A 21,155-nucleotide genomic window follows, 5' to 3' on the forward strand; every position below is an offset into this window, starting at 1 on the left:
TTTCTATTATTTATTTAAACTCAGTATATTAGAAAGTTTTGTGCTTTTCACTGTAAAAAAGGGACATATTGTTTCTATATTCAGTTGGATTCACTAAGTATAATTCATGGAATGTTTTAACAAAATGTGCTGTATCATAGAAACCAAGTTGATAACTGATTTCGTCTATTGTTAAGGTTTTATTTTTCAAATAATCTAGTGAGAGGATAAGTCGTTTTGTTTTTAAATAATCTTTAGCAGTTAAACCAACTGTATTCATCATCATTCGGTTTACTTGCTTTGGACTATAATAGAGTTTATCAGCGATACTCTTCACAGAAGAATGGCAATGCGTGGCTTTTATGTAGTCAACTACTGCAGATATTTTTTTGTCTACACATAACTTCTCACAAAAGTAGTGATTTAACTGTTGTATCAACACTTCCACTGAACTTGAATCATAAAAGATATTGAACAATTGTAGGTAAATCTCTTTATTTAATTCTTTTAAAGGCATCGCTAAATTCGTATAGCTTGGATGACTATCTTTAAATAACCGAATCAAGCCACTAGGATTGAACTCAATCATAAACAAAATACTATCTGTACTTTTTACTTTTTTTATATCATTCGTTACCCAAAATACATTCGCATCAATACCTGAACTATTAAATTCAAAAATAATGGTTCCACCTAGATCAGGAACCAAAATTGGACTTAAAAGTTGAAATGAATCACTAGGTAAAGATATTGAATAATGAGAAATATACTCTCTCAGTAGTTTATCTGAAGCGATATGAACAAAATATTTATTCACTTCTACAATCGAGCTTATCCATTTCAAGCATATTCACTCCTTATTTTTTACTCGTACATACATTCTATATCGTAAGTATTATTTAAGGCAAAATCGTTCTTAAATAATCCAGTAGCTCCGACTTGAGCAACGGCTCTGTATGTCCCAAAATGCAATACTCACAATCAATACTTTCAATGACCCGAATCAATTGCTTTAGTTTATCAAAATCCATATAACCATTATTAAAAAAATCTTCACTTGTTGCGTCTCCTAAAAATAGGACTCTTTCTTCTGGAATATGAATCAGTACTGTGTCATCCGAATGTGGAGAATCAACATGAATAATTTTAGCAGTTAAGTTGCCAAGCTTTAACGTCAGTTCTGTATCAAATTCAATATCAGACAAAACAACTCTCACTTTTTGATTATTGCTATATTCTTTAGCAAAGCATTCATCATCTGTTTTCAAGAATTCAATGTACTGATTGTCTGATAATTTCTTTTTTTCATTTTCTAAAAACTCATTTGTCCTTCTACATGCGATAGAAAATCCATTAATATGATGCATCCCAAAGCTGTGATCCCAATGCCAATGAGTCATTACTGTTATATTTGGTTTTTCAAATCCATAATTCTCTAAAGAACAGTAAAACTCATCTACATGCTGCGCTGAATTTCCTGCATCAATAGCCAACTTCATACTTTCTCCATTTACATAAGCCAGCATAGGACGATCTGTGGCAGATTCATGAGGATAATAAAATATCTTATCTGTTAACTTTTTTAGTTCCATATATAATCCCACCTTTCTGGTAATAACTCTTGTAGTTCTTCCTCAGCCATCTCTGGTAAGATAACTTTTGTTGTTAGATTATGCTGATCAATTTGTGCAATAAATTCTCTACACTTTCCACAAGGAGGCAGTATTTTTCCACTTTCATATACTGCAACGATTTTTTTGATGATAGTCTCATTATTCTTAACCATTTCCGCAATCGCTGCTTGTTCCGCACACAACCCAAGAGAGCAAGGAATATCAATACACACCCCTGTATAAATTGTTCCAGCTTTCGTTTCTAAAGCACAAGCTACATGACCTGAAATGCCACTATTCTTTAACTCTTTATGGTTAATCCTATTCATTGCAATTTGATATAATTCTTGATTATTCATATTCGTTTTCGTTCCCTTCTTACTATACTCTTTTCTCTCTTACCTGCTCTATCCGTCTATTCAGCAGTATCAATAGCTATGAGCAGCTTAAATTTAGCTTGAACACGAACTGTTTACGATGAATCGCCTTGTCTAACGCTAATAATTCTTCTTTTGCTTCTTTAAAGGTTCGGTATGAACCTAACACTTCACTTTGATCATCGAAGAATGCTGCTGATGAAGACCCGTATAAAAGTGCTTTTGATTTGCCTATCTCTACTATTTTGAAATAAGCATAATATTTATTATTTTTGTCTCTCTGCACAATCTGAATGACTATTTCATTTAGTAATATAGCTTGCCTATGAGGTAACGGTGCACTTCGAATTGCGTACCCTTCTTTCACCCAATTTGTAGGATAAGAATTAACATACGTAGAAATAAATCTGCGGAATTTTTCTTTTATTTTTTTAAATATACTCATTTTGCCAACAGTCTCTTTATCACTAAGCGACCTATCACTCACTGTATTAGAAGCTGAAAATTGTGTTTTTACTGTAAACACACCCACCATTACAATGATCATTCCTAAAATTTCTCTTACAGAAATCATTTCTCCAAAAATAATAAAGGAATACATTGTTGCTATGACCGCTTGAAAAAGACATATCACCGAAGAAAGCGTCACATTTAGTTTTCCTTGACAATAAGCTAATAAATTATGTCCAATGACCTGTAAACAAATTGTTAAACCTAGAATTGGTAAAAAGTCATCTACAGTTTTAGGGACTTGAAATCCTTCAAAATTAGCCAGTATAAAAAGTGCAATAGTACTCCCAAGTCCACTGACAAACATAATTGCATGACTACCGATTCGATCCCTTAATTTATACGAGATTAATAAGAATCCACCATAGAAAATGGAAGCCAAGAACGCTAAAAAATCCCCAAAATAACCTTCACTACTGGCTTGAATCTTTCCACCTAACAGTACAAATAAACCTAGAAATGTAATTGCTACTCCAATTGGAAAATACTTTGGTATCTCTTCTTTAAAGACTAAATAAGCAATTGGAACAACTGTCAAAGGTGTCAAATTCGTTAAGAGATTTGCATTTGCGACACTTGTATAGGAAAAAGACATATTCCAAAGACCGATATCTCCTGCTAAAAAAACACCTGAAAGTAATAGAATCAAAACATCTTTACGCTTCAAAGTCTTCAATTCTCTATAAGCAAGTGGTAAAAGCAATGGTAATGAAAATAAAACGCGATAAAAACCAGTATTTATTGGCAAAAGATGGCTAGATTTAACAAATATCCCTCCCATTGCTAAAAAAGAGATGGCAACAATTTCTAATAAAATATCACTATTTTTGTTTTCTCGTTTTTTTGATTCCACTAGCTTTTCCTCCTGTTATCCTCATTGCGTCTATGATAAGATATAGGTGGACTTATTAAAAGTGCCACTATTCGCTTTTATTTAGGTGCCACTCAGAAAGAAGTGATAACATGATTTATATTGATCGAAAACAAAATAAACCACTCTATGTTCAAATTTATCAACAACTGAAAAAAGAAATCGTCACAGGTATCATTGACACAGGAACCATTTTAGCCGGAAGTCGTGGGTTAGCTAAAACCCTTGGAGTTAGCCGAAATACGGTTGATACAGCATATAGTCAACTGTTAGCGGAAGGGTATGTAAAATCAAAAAAGGGTATTGGCTTAATCGTCGTTGCAGTTCCAAAGCTAAACTCATCTTTTATGACACACAAAATCTCAAAAGCAGTTAGTGCAAATCGTCGGCATAGAGAGCCTCAACCTCATATTATTTATGATCTGACAAACGTTGGTCATTCACAAGATTTATTTCCAAAAAAAATTTGGAGAAAATTTACACTAGATAGCTTAGATTTACTAGAAAAAGAACAAAAGCTCTCTTTACTTCAAAATAAACAAGGCGACCCCTTTCTTAGACAGGAATTAATAAAATACCTAGCAAAGTTTCGAGGTGTTGAATGTGTTGCAGATCAGCTTATTATTACAAGTGGTTTACAGCAATCTTTAAGCTACTTATGCTTCTTGCTTGAAAGCGATAAGAACTTAGTTTTGATGGAAGAACCTGGCTATATAAAAGCTAGAACCATCTTTGAACATCATCATTTAGATATACAAAGTATTCCAATTGACAATGAAGGTCTCCTAGCTTCTAAGCTTCCAAAAAACAATCATACACTAGGAGTCTATACAACTCCTTCTCATCAATTTCCTACTGGAGCGGTTATGTCAATTAGTCGAAGAATTGAGCTACTAAACTGGGCTAGTGCCCATAACACTTATATCTTTGAAGATGATTTTGATAGCGAATTACGGTACTATTCACATCCTATCCCATCCTTACAATCTATTGATAGAAATGAAAGAGTCATCTATCTTGGAACCTTTTCAAAAGGGCTCTCACCTTCACTTAGGATGAGCTATATGATTTTACCGCCTCACTTAGTTCCTGTATACAAAGAAAAATTTGTAGCTTATAACAGCTCTGTCCCTTTGTTAAATCAATACACAGTAGCTAAATTAATTGAATCTGGGGAATATGAAAGGCATATCCGACGAATGAATCAAATATTTAAAAAAAGATTAGAGGTTTTTATTGAAGAATTTAAAACTTTTAGTATTAATGTAGACCTTTCTAGCAATGTCAGTGGACAGTATTTTTTACTTCATTTTTCTAAAGAAATTAATCAACAAGAAATGATCCAATTAGCGGAAAAAAACGGTGTTCGAGTTTATTCAACAATGCAGTTTTGGCATGATAAGGCGGCTTGTCCACCTTATTCTCTCTTTTTGGGATTTAGTAAAATCCTCGTTTCTGAAATTCCAGACTGCATTCATCGTTTAAAAACAGCTTGGAAGGACTACTTGTAACCTACCAATGCTTTGGAAATGTATTTGAGAAGCTAAATAAAGACGACTTGATTAATTGCCCAAGTCGCCTTTATTATTTTTTTAAATCAAGCTACCTTCCGAACAACCAACCACCATTTACATTCATCACTTCTCCATTAATATAAGTAGCTGCCTCCGAAACTAAGAATGACACTGCATTTGCAACATCCTCTGGCTCACCAATACGCCCAATAGGAATTTGCTGTGTGTAAAGCTTTTCATTCTCTTCATTAAAACCGCCATTAAAGTTCGTTTCCCTAATCACTCCTGGAGCAACAGCATTCACATTTATCCCAAAAGGACTCAACTCTCTTGCAGTAGCATATGTTAAGCCATTCACCCCAGCCTTTGACGAGGAATAGACCAGTGAACCTTTGCCACTTCCACCAGTAAAAGCACCGATCGAACTAATATTAACAATTTTCCCTTTTGTTTTTTTCAAGTGTTCTGCTGATGCAACAGTCATTAGCATCGCGCCTTTCAAATTCGTATCTATTACTTCATCCCATAAACGATCTGCATCACTTAAAGCTAATTCAGTTGAAACCAGTTGAATGATCCCAGCATTGTTCACCAGAATATCTATCCTGCCCAAATCATTGATAACTTTGTTGATACATTCTTTCACCTCTTGTTGGTTACTCACATCTGCCTGACAGTATCGACAATGGCTTCCTAATTCTTCACAAGCTTTCTTTAACTTATCTAAATTTCTTCCGATAATCACTACTTCCATCTGCTCATCCACTAATTGTCTAGCAATAGATAAACCAATTCCGTTACTTCCACCTGTTACAATCGCAACTTTATTTACTTTCATGCTGTTACCTCCTTAAGGTAATTCCAATTTTGTAATCGAAGTAAGTAAATCAAATGTTTCATTTTGGTCAGTATACCACAGTTGTTGATGTGGTCATCACAATTTATTAAGTAAATTATCAAAGAACACTTATGAGAGGCTGGTCAGATTAATTATTATGCATGATTTTCAACTAAATGACTTGCTTCTTTTAAAAATCCATCAATCACTGTCAATTCAGAAGCCGATAAATTATCCAAATACGAAAACAAAGCTTGATCAAATTTCTGATGATAAGCTTCATGAGATTCATAAGCTTCTTTACCTTTAGTTGTTAAATATAAACGAAATCTCTTCTTATCTTGACTATCAATTTCTTTTGTAATTAACTTTCTCTCTTGAAGCTTTATCAAAGTTTTATGAACGACAGCTCTAGTAATGCCAAACTTTCGAGCAATTTCAGAACTATAAATTCCTGGATAATCTCCTACCATTTTTATCATATGAATTTCCCCGCGATAAAACGTCATTTCTTTGCTACCAAAATCCAATATATTTGTTTTGCTATTGGCAATTCTCTCAGTTAATTCAATAAATGAACTAACAACATCATTTTGCTTTATCACCATTTAAGATATTTCCTTTCGATATATTGACTCGTTAAATTGACTAGTTTTAAACTTACTTTCCAATATTAGATGTGCTTGCTTCAAAGATTGTTCTAAATTATGATTCACCACTTGAGGAATACCAGCAAGATTCCCTGATAACCAGCTTAAACGGTAGCTAGTATTTTGATTTTCTTGATTGACAATGAGTAATTTCCCATTCATTTTAAGTGAATCAGATAGCTTTTTAATGAATGAGCTTAATTTGTCTTGAGAAACGAAGTTCAATATGCCAGAGGCAATAATCAAATCATAATTTTGTCCTATCTCATCATACTCAAAGTCGCCAGTTACAACATGTACTGCCCCATTTACCCCATGCTCTTCAACTGTTTTTCTTGTGATAACTGCGACTTCCTCTGTCTCAAAAATAGTCACAACACTATTGGGATAATGCTTACTGAATTCAATACCAAGAATACCTGCGCCTCCCCCTAAATCCAAAACCTTCAAAGACTCCATTTTTTCAATAAATGCTTGTGCTACTGTTGTTAAAAATGCTGGTACGCGTTCTATATACATCTCAGGAATCGTAAGCTCAGCTAATTTCCTAAAATCATAACATGGTCTATCTATTAATGAATAATCCTTCTCTTTTAAGTTAGCTTCAAGAGCACTAAGAGAAGTCATTTCTTCTCGAAATAGTAGTACTTCTCCAATATATATTGCACTATTTCGTGAAAGATATCTACTTGTCTGTGTAGTATTTATATATTGACCCTCTTCTTTGTTAATAAAGTCACATGAAATGAGAGCTTCAAGAAAAAATATTAGTTTTTCCTCTGGAATATCTAGTTCCTTAGATAACTCATAGCTACTTTTGGTTTCATCTAACAGAGAGAAAATATCCATCTGCAAAGCTGTAAAAAAAACTTGTGCTGCTTGATAATTATGAATCATTTTATAATATTTTTTATGCGTTTTTTCTGTATGTTCCATCTGAACTATCCTCCTCACTTTGATTGTAAGCTTAGCATACATTCTTTTTGTATGTCAAGCTTACAATTGGAAGTATCTCTTTACAAAATTAAATGAACAATCATCCAATTTTCTTTTTTCTCTAATTGAAGGTTGAATTGTGACAACTGTGCTGCCTTAGTATGTTGATCAAGATATTTTACTGAAACATATACAAATATTTGATTCCCCTTTTGAATATAAACTGGATTAATCAATTCAACAAAAAGATAATCTTTTCCTATTGGTTTTAAAGTACGCTCACTCACATAATAAGACAATTCTTTCTCGCTCGCTTTGGGATAAAGTTTAAAGAAGGTTTCTAAAAACGAGTTGATTTCTTCTATTGTTTTCGCATCAACGGTTCCATCATTTTCTAGCTTCTTAGGTTCATAAGAAGCTTTCTCTGGTTTACTGCTAATCGTTGGATTCTTCGTAATCACCATGTTATTCGCTTTATCGACATAAACAGTCAATGTATAAACTGAATCGACGGTTTGCTTTTTCTCTTTTTCAGAGATTAATTGTTTAACAGAAAATAGAACCTCAAAATTAGTATCATCTACCTGCTGAATATCCCAAAATTGAATAGCTTCTACCTTAGAATTCGTTGGAATATCAGTTCTTACAACATCCGAATTAAGTACTTGTAGCTCTTCTGTTAGATACATTTTCAAGTTCTCTTTTCTTTTATCTAAAGCAGTTTGATTGTGCTCCCACGAATAATATTCCTTGATAAAATTTTCTGTGAAGCTTTTAACTTTGCTCGTGTCAATCACGCGCTGTTCAATGATTTTTTTCTCATGAACCGTATGTTGATCAATAGCTGTAAAATTCTTATAGACACTAAAACAGACACTGACAATCAAAAGACTCCATAATAGTGTGACTGATTTTTTGTGTGTCCCCACTTTTACAGTAGGTATCTTTTTTGGTTTTGGCTTTTTTTCTTTTCTTTCTATTTTAATTTTCATTGTAGGTTTTCCTTTCTCTATTTATTGATGATTCTTCCTGCACCAATGAGGTGTTGCTGCCAATAGGAAGACGTTAAATCATCATAACCAATCGGATCGCCAGCATTATACATTTGGGTTGGTGAGACAACGATGCCAACATGCGTCACATAATCAGACGTAGCATAGGTTGAATGAAAAAAAACCAAGTCTCCTGCTTTAGCTTCTGATAGTGGGATATGCTGGGTTACATCATACTGAGCTTGGGCAATTCGAGGTAGCACAATGCCTGCCTTTCCATAACACCATTTTGTTAATCCACTACAATCAAAACTCGTTTCTGGACGATCCCCACCAAAGACATAAGGAAATCCTTGATATTTTAACGCTTCATCCATAATAGCTTGAACAGTTTTATCATCAAATTTTGTTACTCCAGCTGTTAGATATTGCGAAACCAATTTGGCGTAAAATTGATTGCCATAGTTGTATCGCCAGCCACCATTAATTGGAATCGCGATTGGATTGGGATAGTTTACTTTGACCCCACCAGACTTTTCTTTTGAAAAACTTTCTGCTAATTCATACGAATACTTCTTGCCTTTTGACGAGACATAATCGAGAAATCCTCCCCCGTAGTTATAGGACTGAATTGTGGCATTGATATCATCAATTCCTTTCGCTTTAACTGAGCTTAAAAGCTCCGAAAAATACTTACAGCCTTGTTTAATCGAAGCCTCTGTAGACAATGTATTCGGTGCCAGTCCAAGCGATTCACTGCTTTGCATCACATCTTGACCTTTTCCACCTGATTCTACTTGCATAATGGCTAAGATATACGAAACATACTCAGAAATGCCATATTCTTTACAGTATTTTTCGACCGTCTGTTTATGTGTCAATACCTCTGACGAAACATTTAACCCTGTAAGAGAAGCTTCACTGTTGCTACTTTCTTCCTCATCAGAAAAGAAGAGCGTGACACAAAATAATACGCCAAAAAGAACAGTAAAAAGGCTCATCACACCTATAACAAGCTTTAATTTTAATAGCTTCATGATTAACGCCTTCTCCTGTTATTTATTTTTTTAGGCTTGACTAACACTCTCTTGGTATTTAATTGGGTTGGCGGTTTTGTAAATTTTGTTGGCATAGGTTGATTGGTTCGTTTAATCTGAGTTGTTGTTCTTGTGGGAACAATTGGTTGATTCAGTCTATTTTCTAATTTAGGCGGTACATTAGGACGTTGGTGTTCCGGTCGTTTTAGTTTCATATTTCTAGTTGGTATGGTTGAAGCAGCTGATTTCCGAGCGTTCTTCGTTTTATCCAGCTCTAAACGTTTTTGTGCAATTGTTTCTCTATGTTGTCGTTGTTGAGCCAAGCGTTCTTGATGATTTAGCTTAGGGGTCGTTTTAGCAGTAGCTGCGAACTGCCTCATCGCTTCTTTGGTTCCCTCTTTCTTTTGATGAAAAGCGTACTTTGTTTGAGTCGGAATCCCCTTCACTTGTTCCTTCATCAGCCCTGCTTTATCTGTGAGTCTCTGTTTCGTATCTAAAACATTACCTGTAGTCTGGCCTAATTTCTTAGCTAAGGTTGGCTGACTAGCAGTTGATCTACTAACACTTCGATTTTGATATTTAGAAGCTTGTTCCGAACTAGGAACATTCTTTTTCGGTACTTTCGTTTTTGGATTTTTAGAAGTAGCTGCCGTTGCTAAACCAGCAATTGCCATTGAGCGTCCTAGCTTTCGTTGTAAATTCCTAGTTTGACGATGAATCATCATACGTGGTTTACGCATAATTTGCTTACCAACACCTTGGGAATCACTGCTTTGAAGTGAGAACATACTCAACAAATCACCTAATTTAAAATAGATTCCAGCAAACGTCACAATCTGCAAGAAAGCGGTCATAAAGAACGGTTGACTAGCAGATAAGGAATACAGCATCGTTGAAATACTAAACGCAACCGTAATAATCAAGGTAATCCCTGCGCGCGTCATAATGACATTAAACAGCTTCATTATTGCTTTTTTACTTGTCCCATTAAAGCTAGGAATCATACTTAATAAAAAGCTAATCGGCAAAAACATCGCATAGATAATAAAGAGCACTTGAGAAAAAATCATGATACCCGTCAGTAAAAAAACAAAAATAGAAATCCCTATATTAAAGAGAAACAAGAAAAAAACCATTCCTAAACGATTAATGGTTTTGGTAATGGTTAACTGATTATTTTTTTGTTCTTCTATCTCAGTTTTTACAATCTTCTCGCGATCCTTCCCATCATTTAAGTCTGGACTAGTTGAGACTAGCTTCTTGATTCGCGCTTCTCCAATCTCCTCTCGATTAGAATTATCATATTGAAGTAGTAACCAAGGCTGCTCCACTTGAATAGAAAATAAACTATCACGAATTAAATCGACACTGTCTTTTCCTTTTGAATCAGAGTGAGGTAAAATAATTTTCGTGCCCACGTCCAAGCTTGCTTTACTGATATCAGAAGAGAACGCATTGATTTTTTTGATATAGTCAGGGGCGTAAGCAATAAAAGAAGCAGATAAAATAAAGACTAGTAAAAAATTAATCACTGCTTGTATCGCTTTGCTGGTTTCACGTTTCAATAAACCTGTATAGGCGACATAGATACCTAATGCCAGTACTAAAATCAATAAAAAACCTACGTAAAAACCAGAGCTTGAAAATCCATGCTTCGTAACGCCTGCAATAGTTTGAATATTTTTCCCAATGGCATCCGCTGTTTGAGAAATAAAATCTAGTTTATAGGCTTCTTGTATGAGATAACCTGTCGCATTTGAAAGATACAGAGATATCGTCCAAATAAAATTGGAAATCGCATATAAGCCATACATGACTTGCTTGCCTATTCCATCGCCCCAATTCCAAGGGAGCCAGTTCCACGAATTATCTACATAAAAATCAAGTTGATAATTATCTAAGCTATACATAGAATAGATATTTTTGGCATCCACTGTATCATCTACTAAACCAACTGCTTGAACAATCGTTCCAAGTATAATCAAGCCTATTACAATGAAAATAGTGCTCAACACTAGAATAAACAAGACTCTTTTTAAGATTGACCGTTCCTTTTTCATTCCTCCACCTCTGTTCTGATGGGTGGTCTTGTATCAAAGGCATGAAGTAATTCCTCAAAGATAGGATGAAATTGCATGACACCTACTCGTCCATACAAATCTGAAATTAAACATTGTCCATTTTCTAAGTCTCGTAATCTCTTTTGATTGCTGTCGTCCTCTTTATCGACACCGAAAAACTCTAATGTCTTTTTGATTTCATTAATATCCGTTGAACGAAACGCAAACTTTAACCCAAGATTATTTTTCAATTTTTCATCCAGTAAATCATCCGCATTTTGCGTCACAAAATAGACCCCTGCATTCATCGCTCGTCCAGCACGAACCAGTTTCATTGAAAGAGTCTTTCCTTGAGCAACCTGTAAAAATGACCAAGCTTCATCCAAGTCAACAATTTTAAAGATTGAACGGTCAGAGTGAATGAAATCTAAAGCAAAGGTACTAATGACAATCAGCATCGCAACACTTAACAGTTCCATTGTTGTGTATTCTTCAAAACTAGTTTCAGCATCAGGTAGCACTAAATCTGCCACTTGAATAATGTTCAATTGCTTATCTAAGCTAATGGATTGTTCAACAGTTCCATCACTAAATAATAAGTGAGCAAAATCATAATCCGTAAATGATTCAATATGATCGGCAATGTGATTACTTATGGTGGTGTTTTCATTCCGTAGCTCATCCAAAACAAGCAACAGACCACGCGTTTTACTTTTGGTAACACGCCGAATCGCTTTTCGTAAGACAGGAAATTTTTCACCATCACGACTAGAAATCCCTGTTAAAAAGGTCAGAATATCAATCGCTAGGCTCTCGCTGTCTTTAGGACGTTTTAAAATAACGTATGGATCAAGCAGTCCTTTATTGGCAGCCTCACTTGTAAGATTTACAATATTAATTTCATGGGCAATATCAGGTAAGGTTTCTTTCCAATTACTCCGCTCTTCCTTCGGATCAACAATCACTGCTTGACCGCCAAAAAGGACAGCATAGTAGACAAGTAGATTATTACTAAAGGATTTTCCGCCACCTAAGCTTCCGATAAAGGCAGAAGCTAATGCATTCGTTACGGAGCCCTTTACCCCTTGACTCGCTAAGCTTGGTTTCAAATAGACATTCCGTCCAGTATCCAAATTGTAGCCAACATAAATCCCTTCATTTTCACCCAACATCTGCGTGGCACCAAAGCCTAACCCTGCCAGAAAATCAGAAGTGACATACTGAACATAATCATTGATATAACGTTTTGACGCAGGAATAAATTCGTTATGCAACCCAAGCATATCGCCAAAGGGACGAACCAGTTTAATACTCAAATCATCGTAAAAATCCTTGACCTCATTACAGCGACGCTTTAATTCCTCTAAATTACTAGCAGAGACGCGAACCACATAACTTAATTTATACATTGATTCCTTGCTCTGATCTAAGTTGCTTTCTAATTCGTTGACAGAATCCAATGCATCCACTACATTTGAGCTTGTTTCATTGTCACTTTCCCACGCATGGCTATCCAAATCTTTCAGCTCCTTTTTCTTATTGCGAACGGTAGAAAGAGCTTTTTTATTTGCTACGATTTCTACATTCATTGAGGTGTCAATCGGGAAAGTAAACTGTTGTTGCTGGTAATAAAAAATTTCACTACTAGGAAAATCTAGTTCACCTACAATTGAGTTAATTGTAAAATACGCTACATAGGTGGTCTGATCTTCATTTTCAATTTTGAGATAACGCTGATTTTCTTCAATCAGACAGCGAGTCGGCTTTAAAATATCATAGCGTTTGACTAAGGTTTCTTTGTCCCTTCTCTTAGTTGGCAAATGATACTCATACTCTTCATAGGGTGTCCCTGTTTGACCATAAAGATGTTCAATGATATAACCAAAATCATTCTTATCTAATTGACGAATTTTAAACCGCCTAGATATCTTAGTCTCTAACAGATTTTCCATTCTTGAGAATCGTTCAATTTCTTCATTGCTCATCGCAACAAAATCGCCCATTAATTTATGACTGACATCATAGAAAAACTCCTTTAGTCCCGTCATAATTTCTTGACTAATGTTTTTAACCGTTAGTTCTTGCTCGTTCAGTAATAATTTAAAACCAATAAAAAAGCGATAGTCTACTTGATTGTCTCCAATCATGTCTACTAACGCGTCTGTCTGTTCATCTATTTTTTGATAGGCCACTTCTTTTAATTTTCCTGTAACTTCTTTTTTTGAGCGCTCCTGAGTGGCTCTAATACTTGTTTCTGTACTTAACTGTAACGCATGTATTTTTCCATCTCGATTTTGAGCAATCAATTGTCGAAAGCTATCATGCACCTGAAACTTTTCTTCTGGACTTAGAAAACTGTAATTATAGGGAATTAATTCATAATACGCAAAGCATTCGCCATCTTGATTAAACACTAAATTATTTTCGATATATTTAATCGGATACGCCATATATTTCACTCCTAACGATGGTAAGGGCTGCGTTCAAATTCTGTTTTTTTAGCTTTACAGGTTTATAGGCATAGGTTAATTTGGGTCGAACCAAGTAAGAAAGAATCGATTTTAAAAAGCCATAGGGTTTCTTTCCATCGAAGGTCTTTTGACTCATAAACCAAGTAAAGGCAACAGGGATACCGAGATATTTTAGGAAAGCACCACTAATGAATGACAAAGGCGGGACTTTCCCAAATAGGATGACGAATAAAACTGAGAGTACAAACCAGGTCATTTGAGTGAAAGTAATGGGAAATGGCAATTGTAAATCGTTGATAGCATAAACTACTTTTTCTACTGACCAAATACTTGTGTAGCTTTTTATTTTTTTCATTTCAATTTAACACATCCTTTCTTGAAATAAAAAAAGAGTAACCTGTGTATAATATACAACTAGATTACTCCTTTATTTCTAAACAATTTCAAAGGTAAATAAATTATCTTCCATACTTATTAACTTATATTCAAGCCCTCTATTAAGCAATAATTCAGTCTCTTTCCTATTAAAAATATCTCCAATAAATACACAAGAAGTATCTATTGGAACCATTATTTTAGCAATTGCATCGTACTTTAATACATCACTGTGTAATACATTCTTAAGACTATCTTTGTCTATACTAGTAGAAACAAATCCTTTATCAATAAAAGTTCCACCAATTACCAAGTTAAGTAACTTTTTACTATCAAATTTTCGATAAGTTATAATAGGTTGTTTACATTTTCTATCTTGAAACATTTCATCTAATAGATTGATATTACAAATAAAATCATTGAACATTGCTTCAGTTGTTATTCCTGTTCCATAAGTTAAAGCATAAATTCTATCAAAATCTGCCTTAGTAGATATGCTTTCTCTTAATATAAGGTTAATATCTCTAAATTGAGTAAAACAATAATCTTTTAGTGCAAGTAATTTGAAATGATTGGTTTCAATTGGTAAATTAGTCTTCATACTTCACCTCCATGCATCAATTATAAACAATTTTACCAATTAATTCATTATTTAGTTTACATACTCAAACACACCATGAGATGTTACTAAAAAATTTCCCTCTATTTCCATATCCCTTCCTAACGCTTCATAATCAATATAATGCTGTAAATGCTCTGGCATCTCGCCTAAACTTCCTGTTTCCTCAATGTAATATCGCGCTACATCCTCCATAGAATTGCAATCAGAATAACAAATAATATCATCCACATGCTCCAATAATTCTTCTAAACTATTAAACCAATACCCTTGAATTTCGGATAATTCATCATAAATTGGTGTTCCTTCTATTTCCTCTACCATTTCACAAAGGCGATTGACCTCTTCAAGCGGTGTATATTCATCAATTTCAAATGGCAGCTCATAATCATGAATCGCATACTCTTCATATTCTTCATTTAAACCAATTCGTTCTTTTACTTCATCAAAATCAATAGGTGGTGTAAACCACTCACCAACTAGTTCTCCTTCGTTATATTTACCTAAATTAGCAATATACACTTGCATTTCCATCTGAATTTCCTCCTTTCTTTTTTGTAATTAATTAGATACAGCTACAAAAAATACTTAATAGATTTCCTTTTAAAATTTGGTATAATTGACCTAAACAATTTTAGGAGGTTTGTAATGAAAAAAATATTTTTTGTTTTTCTAATTGGATTTAGTTTGGTTCTTTCATCCTGTAAATCAAATAATGAGATAACCTCCACAAAGCAACCAGACAATATTATTAGTAGTCCTCTATATTCTGATATTGAGCCTTTTATAGGAATGTGGGAATTAGTTCCAGATGAAAATAACCCTAAGCCAGAAACTTTACTTTTATTACTATCTTCAGATGATATATTTATGTACTCCATAAAAAATGATAGTACAAATTTTTCTGAAGACTCAAATCAGCTTACTTTTCAAAATTTTTCTGATGGAAAACTTAGTCTTTTATCTAAAAAACAAGATAAAGTTTATTCATTTATAATTAATGATGAAGGATACTTAGTTCACACTTGTAGTAATTATCCAGATACCTCTAAGCTATCCTCTACTCGTACATACAAAGTCTTGCTAGATCATTAAATTAAAAGAATTCGCTTTCCACTTACCAAACTATCTTTTAAGGAGAATTTATGGCTACATTCATTCACAATACTGACAAATTTTTCGCTTTTTCTGATACTCTAATCACTAATTTTGAATTAAAAAATCAATTCTTACATATTCAATTTGAATTCGTCTTTTGATGGTTAAATAATAATGGTGAACCAGTAGTTTATTCATCAGAAGGACTTTCCAAACTAATTATTCAGCTTAACAATATAATTAGCTGGACTCATTGGGAGGACATGTTAGATCATACTAATGAATTTGAAAAACAGCTTTCTTCACTCCTGGGAACGGAATTCTTAGAATTTTCATATAAAAATAATGTTGGAAGGATAGTTTATGTTGGTGGAGAAATCGAGTTCGAATTTATTGATTTTCAGATTAGTGTCTCTCCAACAAATTTATTTTTTTATAGAGATTTCACTGCAAAAGAATATGAGAGTTTTTCACTTCTAGAATTACCTGAAACTAACTTGCCTGTCTCATTTTTTTAGTTTCAATGAATAATAAAAATTTGTAGCGATATTTTTTCAAAAGAACAAGCATAAAAATTGATTGAACATAAATAATTCATCATTTATGCGCCAATAATCTTATTAAATATATTCAACAATACATCCTTCACTCCACCTGCATTAAACACTAAGCCGACTGCAATTAAGGCAATCACAAGAAATCCAATCAACTTAGAAAATTCTCGTTTAAAGCCCAAATAAATACCAATAACCACAATCGCCATTAACACCAGTGATTGAGCATTGGATAAAAACCAATTATATAAATTTTGTCCAAAGTTCATTAGAATTGCTTCCCCCTTTCTTCTAAATAATTGTAGCGATTCGCAAAATAGCGTTGAACACGTTTCAACAAATTAATAGGTGCCAGTCGTTCGCCATAAACTGTTATTTTATTATGATAGTGAGGATAAAACGTCTGCTTATAAAAATCATACTGATAGTAAATTGACTGTGGCTTCTTAAACCCTTCAATAATGAGAGCTGTATATTTCCCTGTATCTAACAAATACAATTGGTTCTCTATACCACAGAAAAAACCAAATTGCTTTAGCTCCACGGTTAGACGACTCATAAAATCACATCCTCTACGGGTGTCACTTGTTGTTCTAACAATTTTTCATGACGCTCACTTAACTGCGCTTCTCGAATCATCTCATCAATTACATCTGTTCCATTTCGTTCATCAATTTTCTTAGCAACCTTCAAGGTTGGGGCGACTTGTCGTCTCAACCAATTTAATGTGCGATCAAAGGAATACGGTTCTGGTTTCGTTGTTAAGCGTAAAGCTCCCCGATCTTTCCCAATAAACCATGCCCATTGCTCATTCGTTTCCCACGATGAACGGCGCTTTGTTTCCTCTTTATCGACAAAACGAATATAACGATTGATAATGTCGAAGGCTGTCTTTTCAGCATCGCCATAGGTTAGTAAATCATTGATTGCATGGGCTGCACGTTCATTTTTCAAGCGAATCTCAAAACGATTTTTGACCTCTGCTTCTTCTAGAGCAATATCATTTTTCACATACTGCTCATAGTCTTTTTCATAAATACAAAAGTAAACCTCACTTTTGAGAGAGCCAATATACAACGTATTGCCCATTCCTTGCTTTTCATCACGATGCACCAATTCTCCTGAACGGTAATTTTTAAACGTACGAAAAACTGAAATACATTCTTCTTGCTTACACTTCTGTGCTAATGTGGGAATATCTAAGATACCTACTTTATCATTAATAGCTAAATCTATTCGTTTGAAGACACACTGTTCTTTTAAACACTCTCGAAAGAAGTCAAACCAATTTCGATGCTGTGCCAACAGAAAGCTCTCAAATTGCCGACAGCCTTTCCCCTTAAGCTCTAAAAGAACTCCCTTAGTCTCATCATAAGAAATCATCACGACAATATCACCAAAGCGATAATGCTCTTGATAGCCATAAAAAGCATAGTCCTCATGAAGCATGTAATCACTATCGATACGTAAAATCACTTCAATGATGTGCTGAACATTTGTCGTTGGAAACCGAATCCTAACATAGTCAAATAACAGCTCTAATGGGTTATCTGGATCAAACCGCTCTAATGCATTGAACAGTGCTTCTTTTAATTGCGTTGTAGGCATTACTTTGCCATTTTCGATACTGTTTAAATACGATCGACTAATACTAGCTGCTGTTGCCAATTTATTTTGAGATAACCCAAAGGCCATCCGTTTTTCCTTAAGCTCTTGAATCCATAGGGATGTATCAGTCACTTGCCTTCCTCCAATCAAAAAAGCAGTTGTCCACTTTTACATACCATCGGACAACTGCTTAAAAAATATGAATCCCTTTTAGATCAAGGGTTCGGTCAATATAAAAGACTATCTCTAGTCGTATTTGTGCCCCCCTGTTAGATATGGGGGGGCTAATATATTGGCGTGGCTAGCGCCACACCAATGACAAACTAGTCAGCCGCGGCAACCTTTGCTTCGCAAGTCACTGCGTCTGCCTGTTTGTTTTGTATCAACTCTTCTATTGCCTTTAAAAAATCATGTTCTTTTGGCACAAGTGGGGTATAAAATTCACTAATGACACTGGTTCCAACATCTACATAGCCTCTCCCTTTAATGGGTTTTAAGAAAAAGTCTTTGTCTGTTTCTCCAAACATCATCGAGTACCCCAATTCAGACATTCTTCCTAAAGCAACACGAAAATTAAATTGATCACGAATACCATCGCCTAAATATTTTGCATCAGGTCGTTGACAAGCAAGAATGAGGAAGAAGCCACTTTGGCGTCCCAACATCACGATTTGCTTTAATTTACTCATGACCTCAAGGCTTTCACGACCAATCATTTCCATAAACGAGGTGTATTCATCAAATACTAAAAAGTTAGCTGGTAGCCCCAGATACGCATAATTTTCTCCTGTTTTATAGCCTTCCATTTGCTTCATCGTTTCATTTCGTTCCATCATTTCATCATAGAATTGATTTAAGCAAGCAATCATGTCGTCTTTCTTATAATAGACATTCGGCATAACTGTTTCTAAATCTGCTAAATCCGCATTCTTTGGATCAAGCACGTAAATAGTTGCATTGGTTTGTAGCAAGGCTTCAATAATCGTTAAAATAAAATAGGTCTTGCCGCCACCTGTTCCGCCAGCAATCAGCATATGGGGTAAAGAATCGTATGCCCAAAGAACTGAGTCCATTAATTTTAGTGTGCCATTCATTGCCTGTACCTCATCAATAGTTATTCGACTATTGATGGTATCGTAAAGCAAGGTATATTCCACATAGGAATCCTTCAAAATTTTATCGACTAATTCACAATACAGTCCTGTTTCCAGCTTTTTCTCTAACCGTAATAATTGATCTTGATAGGTTCCCATCGTGATCTCTACGTGGATATGAATTAAGCCATCCTTTAACCGATAATAAACCTTTGGAAAATAAGTGATTTTTTCTTTTGTCTTGTTTTTTCCTAAATCTTTGAAAAATGACTCTGATTGAACTTGCTCTGATTCATACCAGCCATTTTCAAGTAGCATTCGTGCGAGTTTTTGGCGATGCTGTAGCTGTTTTAAATGATCTATTCGATAATAAGAATAGAGAGCTGCAACTAATAGACAAACAAAAAAAGCAGTGAGGACACTACTTATCAAATAGGGAATATTCAGTTGAATGTTGGCATCCAATAGTTTCAAGTCAGACCAATCAATGGCAAGAAGGGACTTTCGATAAAACAAAGCCATTACTAATAGAAAAATAGGCGTCAAAGAAACTAACGCGACGTGATAAACAAGGTGTTGATTTTTGGGTCTGATTTTCTTTCCACGATAATTTAATAAATTTTTCATGTTAGTTCCCTCAATTGTTGATTGGCACGAGAAATATCATCATACAAAACTTCTAAACAAGTCACATGATAGTTTAATAATGCTTGATAGGATTCAACATGGACTCCTTTTTGACCTAATGCCTCAGCTTCTTTGATTTGTTCTAAAATTAAGTTAATAATCTGTTCATCCATTTAGCTTGCCTCATGACAATCAAGATAAAAAATGACCAGCTCTTTTGAAGTTTCTTCACCTGCACAGGCAAAATCAAAACACATCGCTTTTTTCTCTTTTGTTTTCTCTTCGTCAAGAATTAAACCAAACACAGCATCTTGATTTTCTAAGCAATGCTCGATGACTTCCGTTACCACTTGATCTTGATTAATCGGAGCATCAGATGACACTACTTCTTCAAAATCTTTGAGAAATTCATCCATACCGATCATTGTCCCTTGAATGGATTGCTGCATCATGCTGATTCCACCTTCCCATTTTTAGTCACTGGAATTGATGGTTTTTTCTTCTCTTTTAAACGAATATCATCTGCCTTTACATACCAGTCCACGTCAGCGCCTTGAAACGTGGCAGTTGCCACTGTATCTGCCACCGGATTAATCAATTCGACCTCTGCATTATAATCAAATTCCTTAAGCGGAACAGATGCAGGAATACTCACTTGAATCATACGTCCTTGACCTGTTGATTTTAAATCATAGGTACGCTCCTTAATGTCGTTCGATGCTGTGCCATCTTCATTTTGAATGCGCACCTCACGACGCAATGCTGAAAATTTCAATAGACCAAATGTTGCCTCTTTTTCAATTACAATTCCTTCTGCTAATCTCATTGTTTTTCCTCCCTTTCTTACGCCTTCACAATATCATCAGCGTGCAGGACATAATTGGTGAATCCTCTTGTCCCGATTTTATAGCCCTCTGCTATAATTTTAGGCTGAACCAATTTGACTTTATCTTCTACCTCAAAATGCTTCTCACCACCATCAGCAGGTAAAATAACCACAATATCATCTGCTCGTTGAATGGTAGAATACAAGTTATAGCTTCTAGAAAGGACTGTCGGTCTGCCATTAATTCGGCGTTGTTCAACCGCTCCTTCTCCTGCATATTCGAGTTATCCAAAGGTTTGTTCCATATTTGGAATAATGTGTTTTAGTTCCATTGTTTTTCCTTCTTTCCGTTTTAATTTAAATAATTCCAGCTTTACTCTAGTTAGAATCAGACTTTCTTAGTCGTTTGTAGCCTAATATAGCTACTGTCCCTAGAAACAGCACAGCACCTGTTTTAAAGAGAACTCCCTTGCTCAATAAATTCTCTTTAAAAGAAACATGATCTC

The 21,155-nt window shown here is 34.7% G+C and carries 24 protein-coding genes and 1 pseudogene; 3 read left to right on the forward strand and 22 right to left on the reverse strand.

Annotation, left to right across the window (positions count from 1 at the left end; genetic code table 11):
* Positions 1 to 28: 28 nt before the first annotated feature.
* From IGI58_RS00180 to IGI58_RS00195, 4 genes are all read right to left on the reverse strand, one after another.
* Positions 29 to 823 (reverse strand): helix-turn-helix domain-containing protein, encoded by a 795-nt coding sequence (locus IGI58_RS00180; protein ID WP_429955195.1) that lies wholly within the window; start codon positions 821 to 823, stop codon positions 29 to 31.
* Between the two features lie 55 nt (positions 824 to 878).
* On the reverse strand, positions 879 to 1,571 hold the full coding sequence (locus IGI58_RS00185) for an MBL fold metallo-hydrolase (protein WP_429955193.1): 693 nt from the start codon (positions 1,569 to 1,571) through the stop codon (positions 879 to 881).
* Positions 1,562 to 1,951 (reverse strand): cytidine deaminase family protein, encoded by a 390-nt coding sequence (locus IGI58_RS00190; protein ID WP_429955191.1) that lies wholly within the window; start codon positions 1,949 to 1,951, stop codon positions 1,562 to 1,564. Before IGI58_RS00190 ends, IGI58_RS00185 begins: the two co-directional genes overlap by 10 nt.
* Before the next feature lie 76 nt (positions 1,952 to 2,027).
* Entirely contained in the window at positions 2,028 to 3,332 is a 1,305-nt protein-coding gene (locus tag IGI58_RS00195) for a DMT family transporter (RefSeq protein ID WP_429955189.1), read from the reverse strand.
* Between the two features lie 110 nt (positions 3,333 to 3,442).
* Here IGI58_RS00195 and IGI58_RS00200 point away from each other — a divergent pair, with 110 nt between their 5' ends.
* Complete coding sequence (locus IGI58_RS00200; RefSeq protein ID WP_429955187.1) at positions 3,443 to 4,861, forward strand: PLP-dependent aminotransferase family protein; 1,419 nt, start codon at positions 3,443 to 3,445, stop codon at positions 4,859 to 4,861.
* 91 nt (positions 4,862 to 4,952) lie between these two features.
* On the opposite strand, the gene IGI58_RS00205 is transcribed toward IGI58_RS00200, so the two are convergent.
* The 10 genes from IGI58_RS00205 to IGI58_RS00250 all read right to left on the reverse strand — a co-directional run bounded on the left by IGI58_RS00205 (position 4,953) and on the right by IGI58_RS00250 (position 15,376).
* Positions 4,953 to 5,702 carry an SDR family NAD(P)-dependent oxidoreductase gene (locus IGI58_RS00205; RefSeq protein WP_429955185.1) on the reverse strand — a complete coding sequence of 250 codons (750 nt, stop codon included), beginning with the start codon at positions 5,700 to 5,702 and terminating at the stop codon, positions 4,953 to 4,955.
* Positions 5,703 to 5,857: 155 nt separating this feature from the next.
* Positions 5,858 to 6,310: a MarR family winged helix-turn-helix transcriptional regulator gene (locus IGI58_RS00210; RefSeq protein ID WP_429955183.1), complete on the reverse strand. Its 453-nt coding sequence runs from the start codon at positions 6,308 to 6,310 to the stop codon at positions 5,858 to 5,860.
* Positions 6,311 to 7,288: a methyltransferase gene (locus IGI58_RS00215; protein WP_429955181.1), complete on the reverse strand. Its 978-nt coding sequence runs from the start codon at positions 7,286 to 7,288 to the stop codon at positions 6,311 to 6,313.
* Positions 7,289 to 7,368: 80 nt separating this feature from the next.
* Positions 7,369 to 8,280 carry a conjugal transfer protein gene (locus IGI58_RS00220; RefSeq protein WP_429955179.1) on the reverse strand — a complete coding sequence of 304 codons (912 nt, stop codon included), beginning with the start codon at positions 8,278 to 8,280 and terminating at the stop codon, positions 7,369 to 7,371.
* 17 nt (positions 8,281 to 8,297) lie between these two features.
* The gene (locus IGI58_RS00225) at positions 8,298 to 9,317 is read right to left on the reverse strand and encodes a lysozyme family protein (RefSeq protein ID WP_429955177.1); all 1,020 of its coding nucleotides are present in this window, start codon (positions 9,315 to 9,317) and stop codon (positions 8,298 to 8,300) included.
* Positions 9,318 to 9,319: 2 nt separating this feature from the next.
* Positions 9,320 to 11,377 carry a CD3337/EF1877 family mobilome membrane protein gene (locus tag IGI58_RS00230; RefSeq protein WP_429955175.1) on the reverse strand — a complete coding sequence of 686 codons (2,058 nt, stop codon included), beginning with the start codon at positions 11,375 to 11,377 and terminating at the stop codon, positions 9,320 to 9,322.
* Positions 11,374 to 13,827 carry an ATP-binding protein gene (locus IGI58_RS00235; protein ID WP_429955173.1) on the reverse strand — a complete coding sequence of 818 codons (2,454 nt, stop codon included), beginning with the start codon at positions 13,825 to 13,827 and terminating at the stop codon, positions 11,374 to 11,376. Before IGI58_RS00235 ends, IGI58_RS00230 begins: the two co-directional genes overlap by 4 nt.
* Positions 13,811 to 14,203, reverse strand: coding sequence for a conjugal transfer protein (locus IGI58_RS00240; protein WP_429955171.1), 393 nt, complete (start codon positions 14,201 to 14,203; stop codon positions 13,811 to 13,813). The genes IGI58_RS00235 and IGI58_RS00240 overlap by 17 nt, the downstream gene beginning before the upstream one ends.
* A gap of 78 nt (positions 14,204 to 14,281) precedes the next feature.
* Positions 14,282 to 14,824: an ADP-ribosyltransferase gene (locus tag IGI58_RS00245; RefSeq protein ID WP_429955169.1), complete on the reverse strand. Its 543-nt coding sequence runs from the start codon at positions 14,822 to 14,824 to the stop codon at positions 14,282 to 14,284.
* A gap of 51 nt (positions 14,825 to 14,875) precedes the next feature.
* Entirely contained in the window at positions 14,876 to 15,376 is a 501-nt protein-coding gene (locus IGI58_RS00250; protein ID WP_429955167.1) for an antirestriction protein ArdA, read from the reverse strand.
* A gap of 114 nt (positions 15,377 to 15,490) precedes the next feature.
* On the opposite strand from IGI58_RS00250, the gene IGI58_RS00255 reads away from it, so the two are divergent.
* Both IGI58_RS00255 and IGI58_RS00260 read left to right on the forward strand, forming a co-directional pair.
* Entirely contained in the window at positions 15,491 to 15,937 is a 447-nt protein-coding gene (locus IGI58_RS00255) for a hypothetical protein (RefSeq protein ID WP_429955165.1), read from the forward strand.
* A 266-nt stretch (positions 15,938 to 16,203) separates the two neighbouring features.
* A complete protein-coding gene (locus IGI58_RS00260) occupies positions 16,204 to 16,458 on the forward strand; it encodes a hypothetical protein (protein WP_429955163.1) in 255 nt (84 codons plus the stop codon).
* 83 nt (positions 16,459 to 16,541) lie between these two features.
* On the opposite strand, the gene IGI58_RS00265 is transcribed toward IGI58_RS00260, so the two are convergent.
* From IGI58_RS00265 to IGI58_RS00300, 8 genes and pseudogenes are all read right to left on the reverse strand, one after another.
* A complete protein-coding gene (locus tag IGI58_RS00265) occupies positions 16,542 to 16,763 on the reverse strand; it encodes a hypothetical protein (protein WP_009925525.1) in 222 nt (73 codons plus the stop codon).
* Complete coding sequence (locus tag IGI58_RS00270; RefSeq protein WP_429955160.1) at positions 16,763 to 17,053, reverse strand: hypothetical protein; 291 nt, start codon at positions 17,051 to 17,053, stop codon at positions 16,763 to 16,765. Before IGI58_RS00270 ends, IGI58_RS00265 begins: the two co-directional genes overlap by 1 nt.
* Positions 17,050 to 18,234: a MobT family relaxase gene (gene mobT, locus IGI58_RS00275; protein ID WP_429955158.1), complete on the reverse strand. Its 1,185-nt coding sequence runs from the start codon at positions 18,232 to 18,234 to the stop codon at positions 17,050 to 17,052. Before mobT ends, IGI58_RS00270 begins: the two co-directional genes overlap by 4 nt.
* A gap of 191 nt (positions 18,235 to 18,425) precedes the next feature.
* Positions 18,426 to 19,823, reverse strand: coding sequence for an FtsK/SpoIIIE domain-containing protein (locus tag IGI58_RS00280; RefSeq protein WP_429956305.1), 1,398 nt, complete (start codon positions 19,821 to 19,823; stop codon positions 18,426 to 18,428).
* Positions 19,820 to 19,996, reverse strand: coding sequence for a hypothetical protein (locus IGI58_RS00285; RefSeq protein WP_429955154.1), 177 nt, complete (start codon positions 19,994 to 19,996; stop codon positions 19,820 to 19,822). Before IGI58_RS00285 ends, IGI58_RS00280 begins: the two co-directional genes overlap by 4 nt.
* Complete coding sequence (locus IGI58_RS00290) at positions 19,997 to 20,275, reverse strand: hypothetical protein (RefSeq protein ID WP_429955152.1); 279 nt, start codon at positions 20,273 to 20,275, stop codon at positions 19,997 to 19,999.
* Positions 20,272 to 20,649, reverse strand: a complete 378-nt coding sequence (locus tag IGI58_RS00295; RefSeq protein ID WP_429955150.1) for a YdcP family protein — start codon at positions 20,647 to 20,649, stop codon at positions 20,272 to 20,274. The genes IGI58_RS00290 and IGI58_RS00295 overlap by 4 nt, the downstream gene beginning before the upstream one ends.
* Before the next feature lie 17 nt (positions 20,650 to 20,666).
* Positions 20,667 to 20,981, reverse strand: a pseudogene (locus tag IGI58_RS00300) (YdcP family protein).
* Positions 20,982 to 21,155 lie beyond the last annotated feature (174 nt).

This window comes from Enterococcus sp. AZ020 (assembly GCF_050499205.1).
GTDB lineage: Bacteria > Bacillota > Bacilli > Lactobacillales > Enterococcaceae > Enterococcus_L > Enterococcus_L dunnyi.

Bases quoted from the DNA above. Each gene is read 5' to 3' on its own strand.
- IGI58_RS00185 (WP_429955193.1), bottom strand. From the start codon at position 1,571: ATGGAACTAAAAAAGTTAACAGATAAGATATTTTATTATCCTCATGAA.
- IGI58_RS00190 (WP_429955191.1), bottom strand. From the start codon at position 1,951: ATGAATAATCAAGAATTATATCAAATTGCAATGAATAGGATTAACCAT.
- IGI58_RS00200 (WP_429955187.1), top strand. From the start codon at position 3,443: ATGATTTATATTGATCGAAAACAAAATAAACCACTCTATGTTCAAATT.
- IGI58_RS00205 (WP_429955185.1), bottom strand. From the start codon at position 5,702: ATGAAAGTAAATAAAGTTGCGATTGTAACAGGTGGAAGTAACGGAATT.
- IGI58_RS00210 (WP_429955183.1), bottom strand. From the start codon at position 6,310: ATGGTGATAAAGCAAAATGATGTTGTTAGTTCATTTATTGAATTAACT.
- IGI58_RS00215 (WP_429955181.1), bottom strand. From the start codon at position 7,288: ATGGAACATACAGAAAAAACGCATAAAAAATATTATAAAATGATTCAT.
- IGI58_RS00220 (WP_429955179.1), bottom strand. From the start codon at position 8,280: ATGAAAATTAAAATAGAAAGAAAAGAAAAAAAGCCAAAACCAAAAAAG.
- IGI58_RS00225 (WP_429955177.1), bottom strand. From the start codon at position 9,317: ATGAAGCTATTAAAATTAAAGCTTGTTATAGGTGTGATGAGCCTTTTT.
- IGI58_RS00230 (WP_429955175.1), bottom strand. From the start codon at position 11,377: ATGAAAAAGGAACGGTCAATCTTAAAAAGAGTCTTGTTTATTCTAGTG.
- IGI58_RS00235 (WP_429955173.1), bottom strand. From the start codon at position 13,827: ATGGCGTATCCGATTAAATATATCGAAAATAATTTAGTGTTTAATCAA.
- IGI58_RS00240 (WP_429955171.1), bottom strand. From the start codon at position 14,203: ATGAAAAAAATAAAAAGCTACACAAGTATTTGGTCAGTAGAAAAAGTA.
- IGI58_RS00245 (WP_429955169.1), bottom strand. From the start codon at position 14,824: ATGAAGACTAATTTACCAATTGAAACCAATCATTTCAAATTACTTGCA.
- IGI58_RS00250 (WP_429955167.1), bottom strand. From the start codon at position 15,376: ATGGAAATGCAAGTGTATATTGCTAATTTAGGTAAATATAACGAAGGA.
- IGI58_RS00255 (WP_429955165.1), top strand. From the start codon at position 15,491: ATGAAAAAAATATTTTTTGTTTTTCTAATTGGATTTAGTTTGGTTCTT.
- IGI58_RS00260 (WP_429955163.1), top strand. From the start codon at position 16,204: ATGTTAGATCATACTAATGAATTTGAAAAACAGCTTTCTTCACTCCTG.
- IGI58_RS00265 (WP_009925525.1), bottom strand. From the start codon at position 16,763: ATGAACTTTGGACAAAATTTATATAATTGGTTTTTATCCAATGCTCAA.
- IGI58_RS00270 (WP_429955160.1), bottom strand. From the start codon at position 17,053: ATGAGTCGTCTAACCGTGGAGCTAAAGCAATTTGGTTTTTTCTGTGGT.
- IGI58_RS00280 (WP_429956305.1), bottom strand. From the start codon at position 19,823: ATGAAAAATTTATTAAATTATCGTGGAAAGAAAATCAGACCCAAAAAT.
- IGI58_RS00285 (WP_429955154.1), bottom strand. From the start codon at position 19,996: ATGGATGAACAGATTATTAACTTAATTTTAGAACAAATCAAAGAAGCT.
- IGI58_RS00290 (WP_429955152.1), bottom strand. From the start codon at position 20,275: ATGATGCAGCAATCCATTCAAGGGACAATGATCGGTATGGATGAATTT.
- IGI58_RS00295 (WP_429955150.1), bottom strand. From the start codon at position 20,649: ATGAGATTAGCAGAAGGAATTGTAATTGAAAAAGAGGCAACATTTGGT.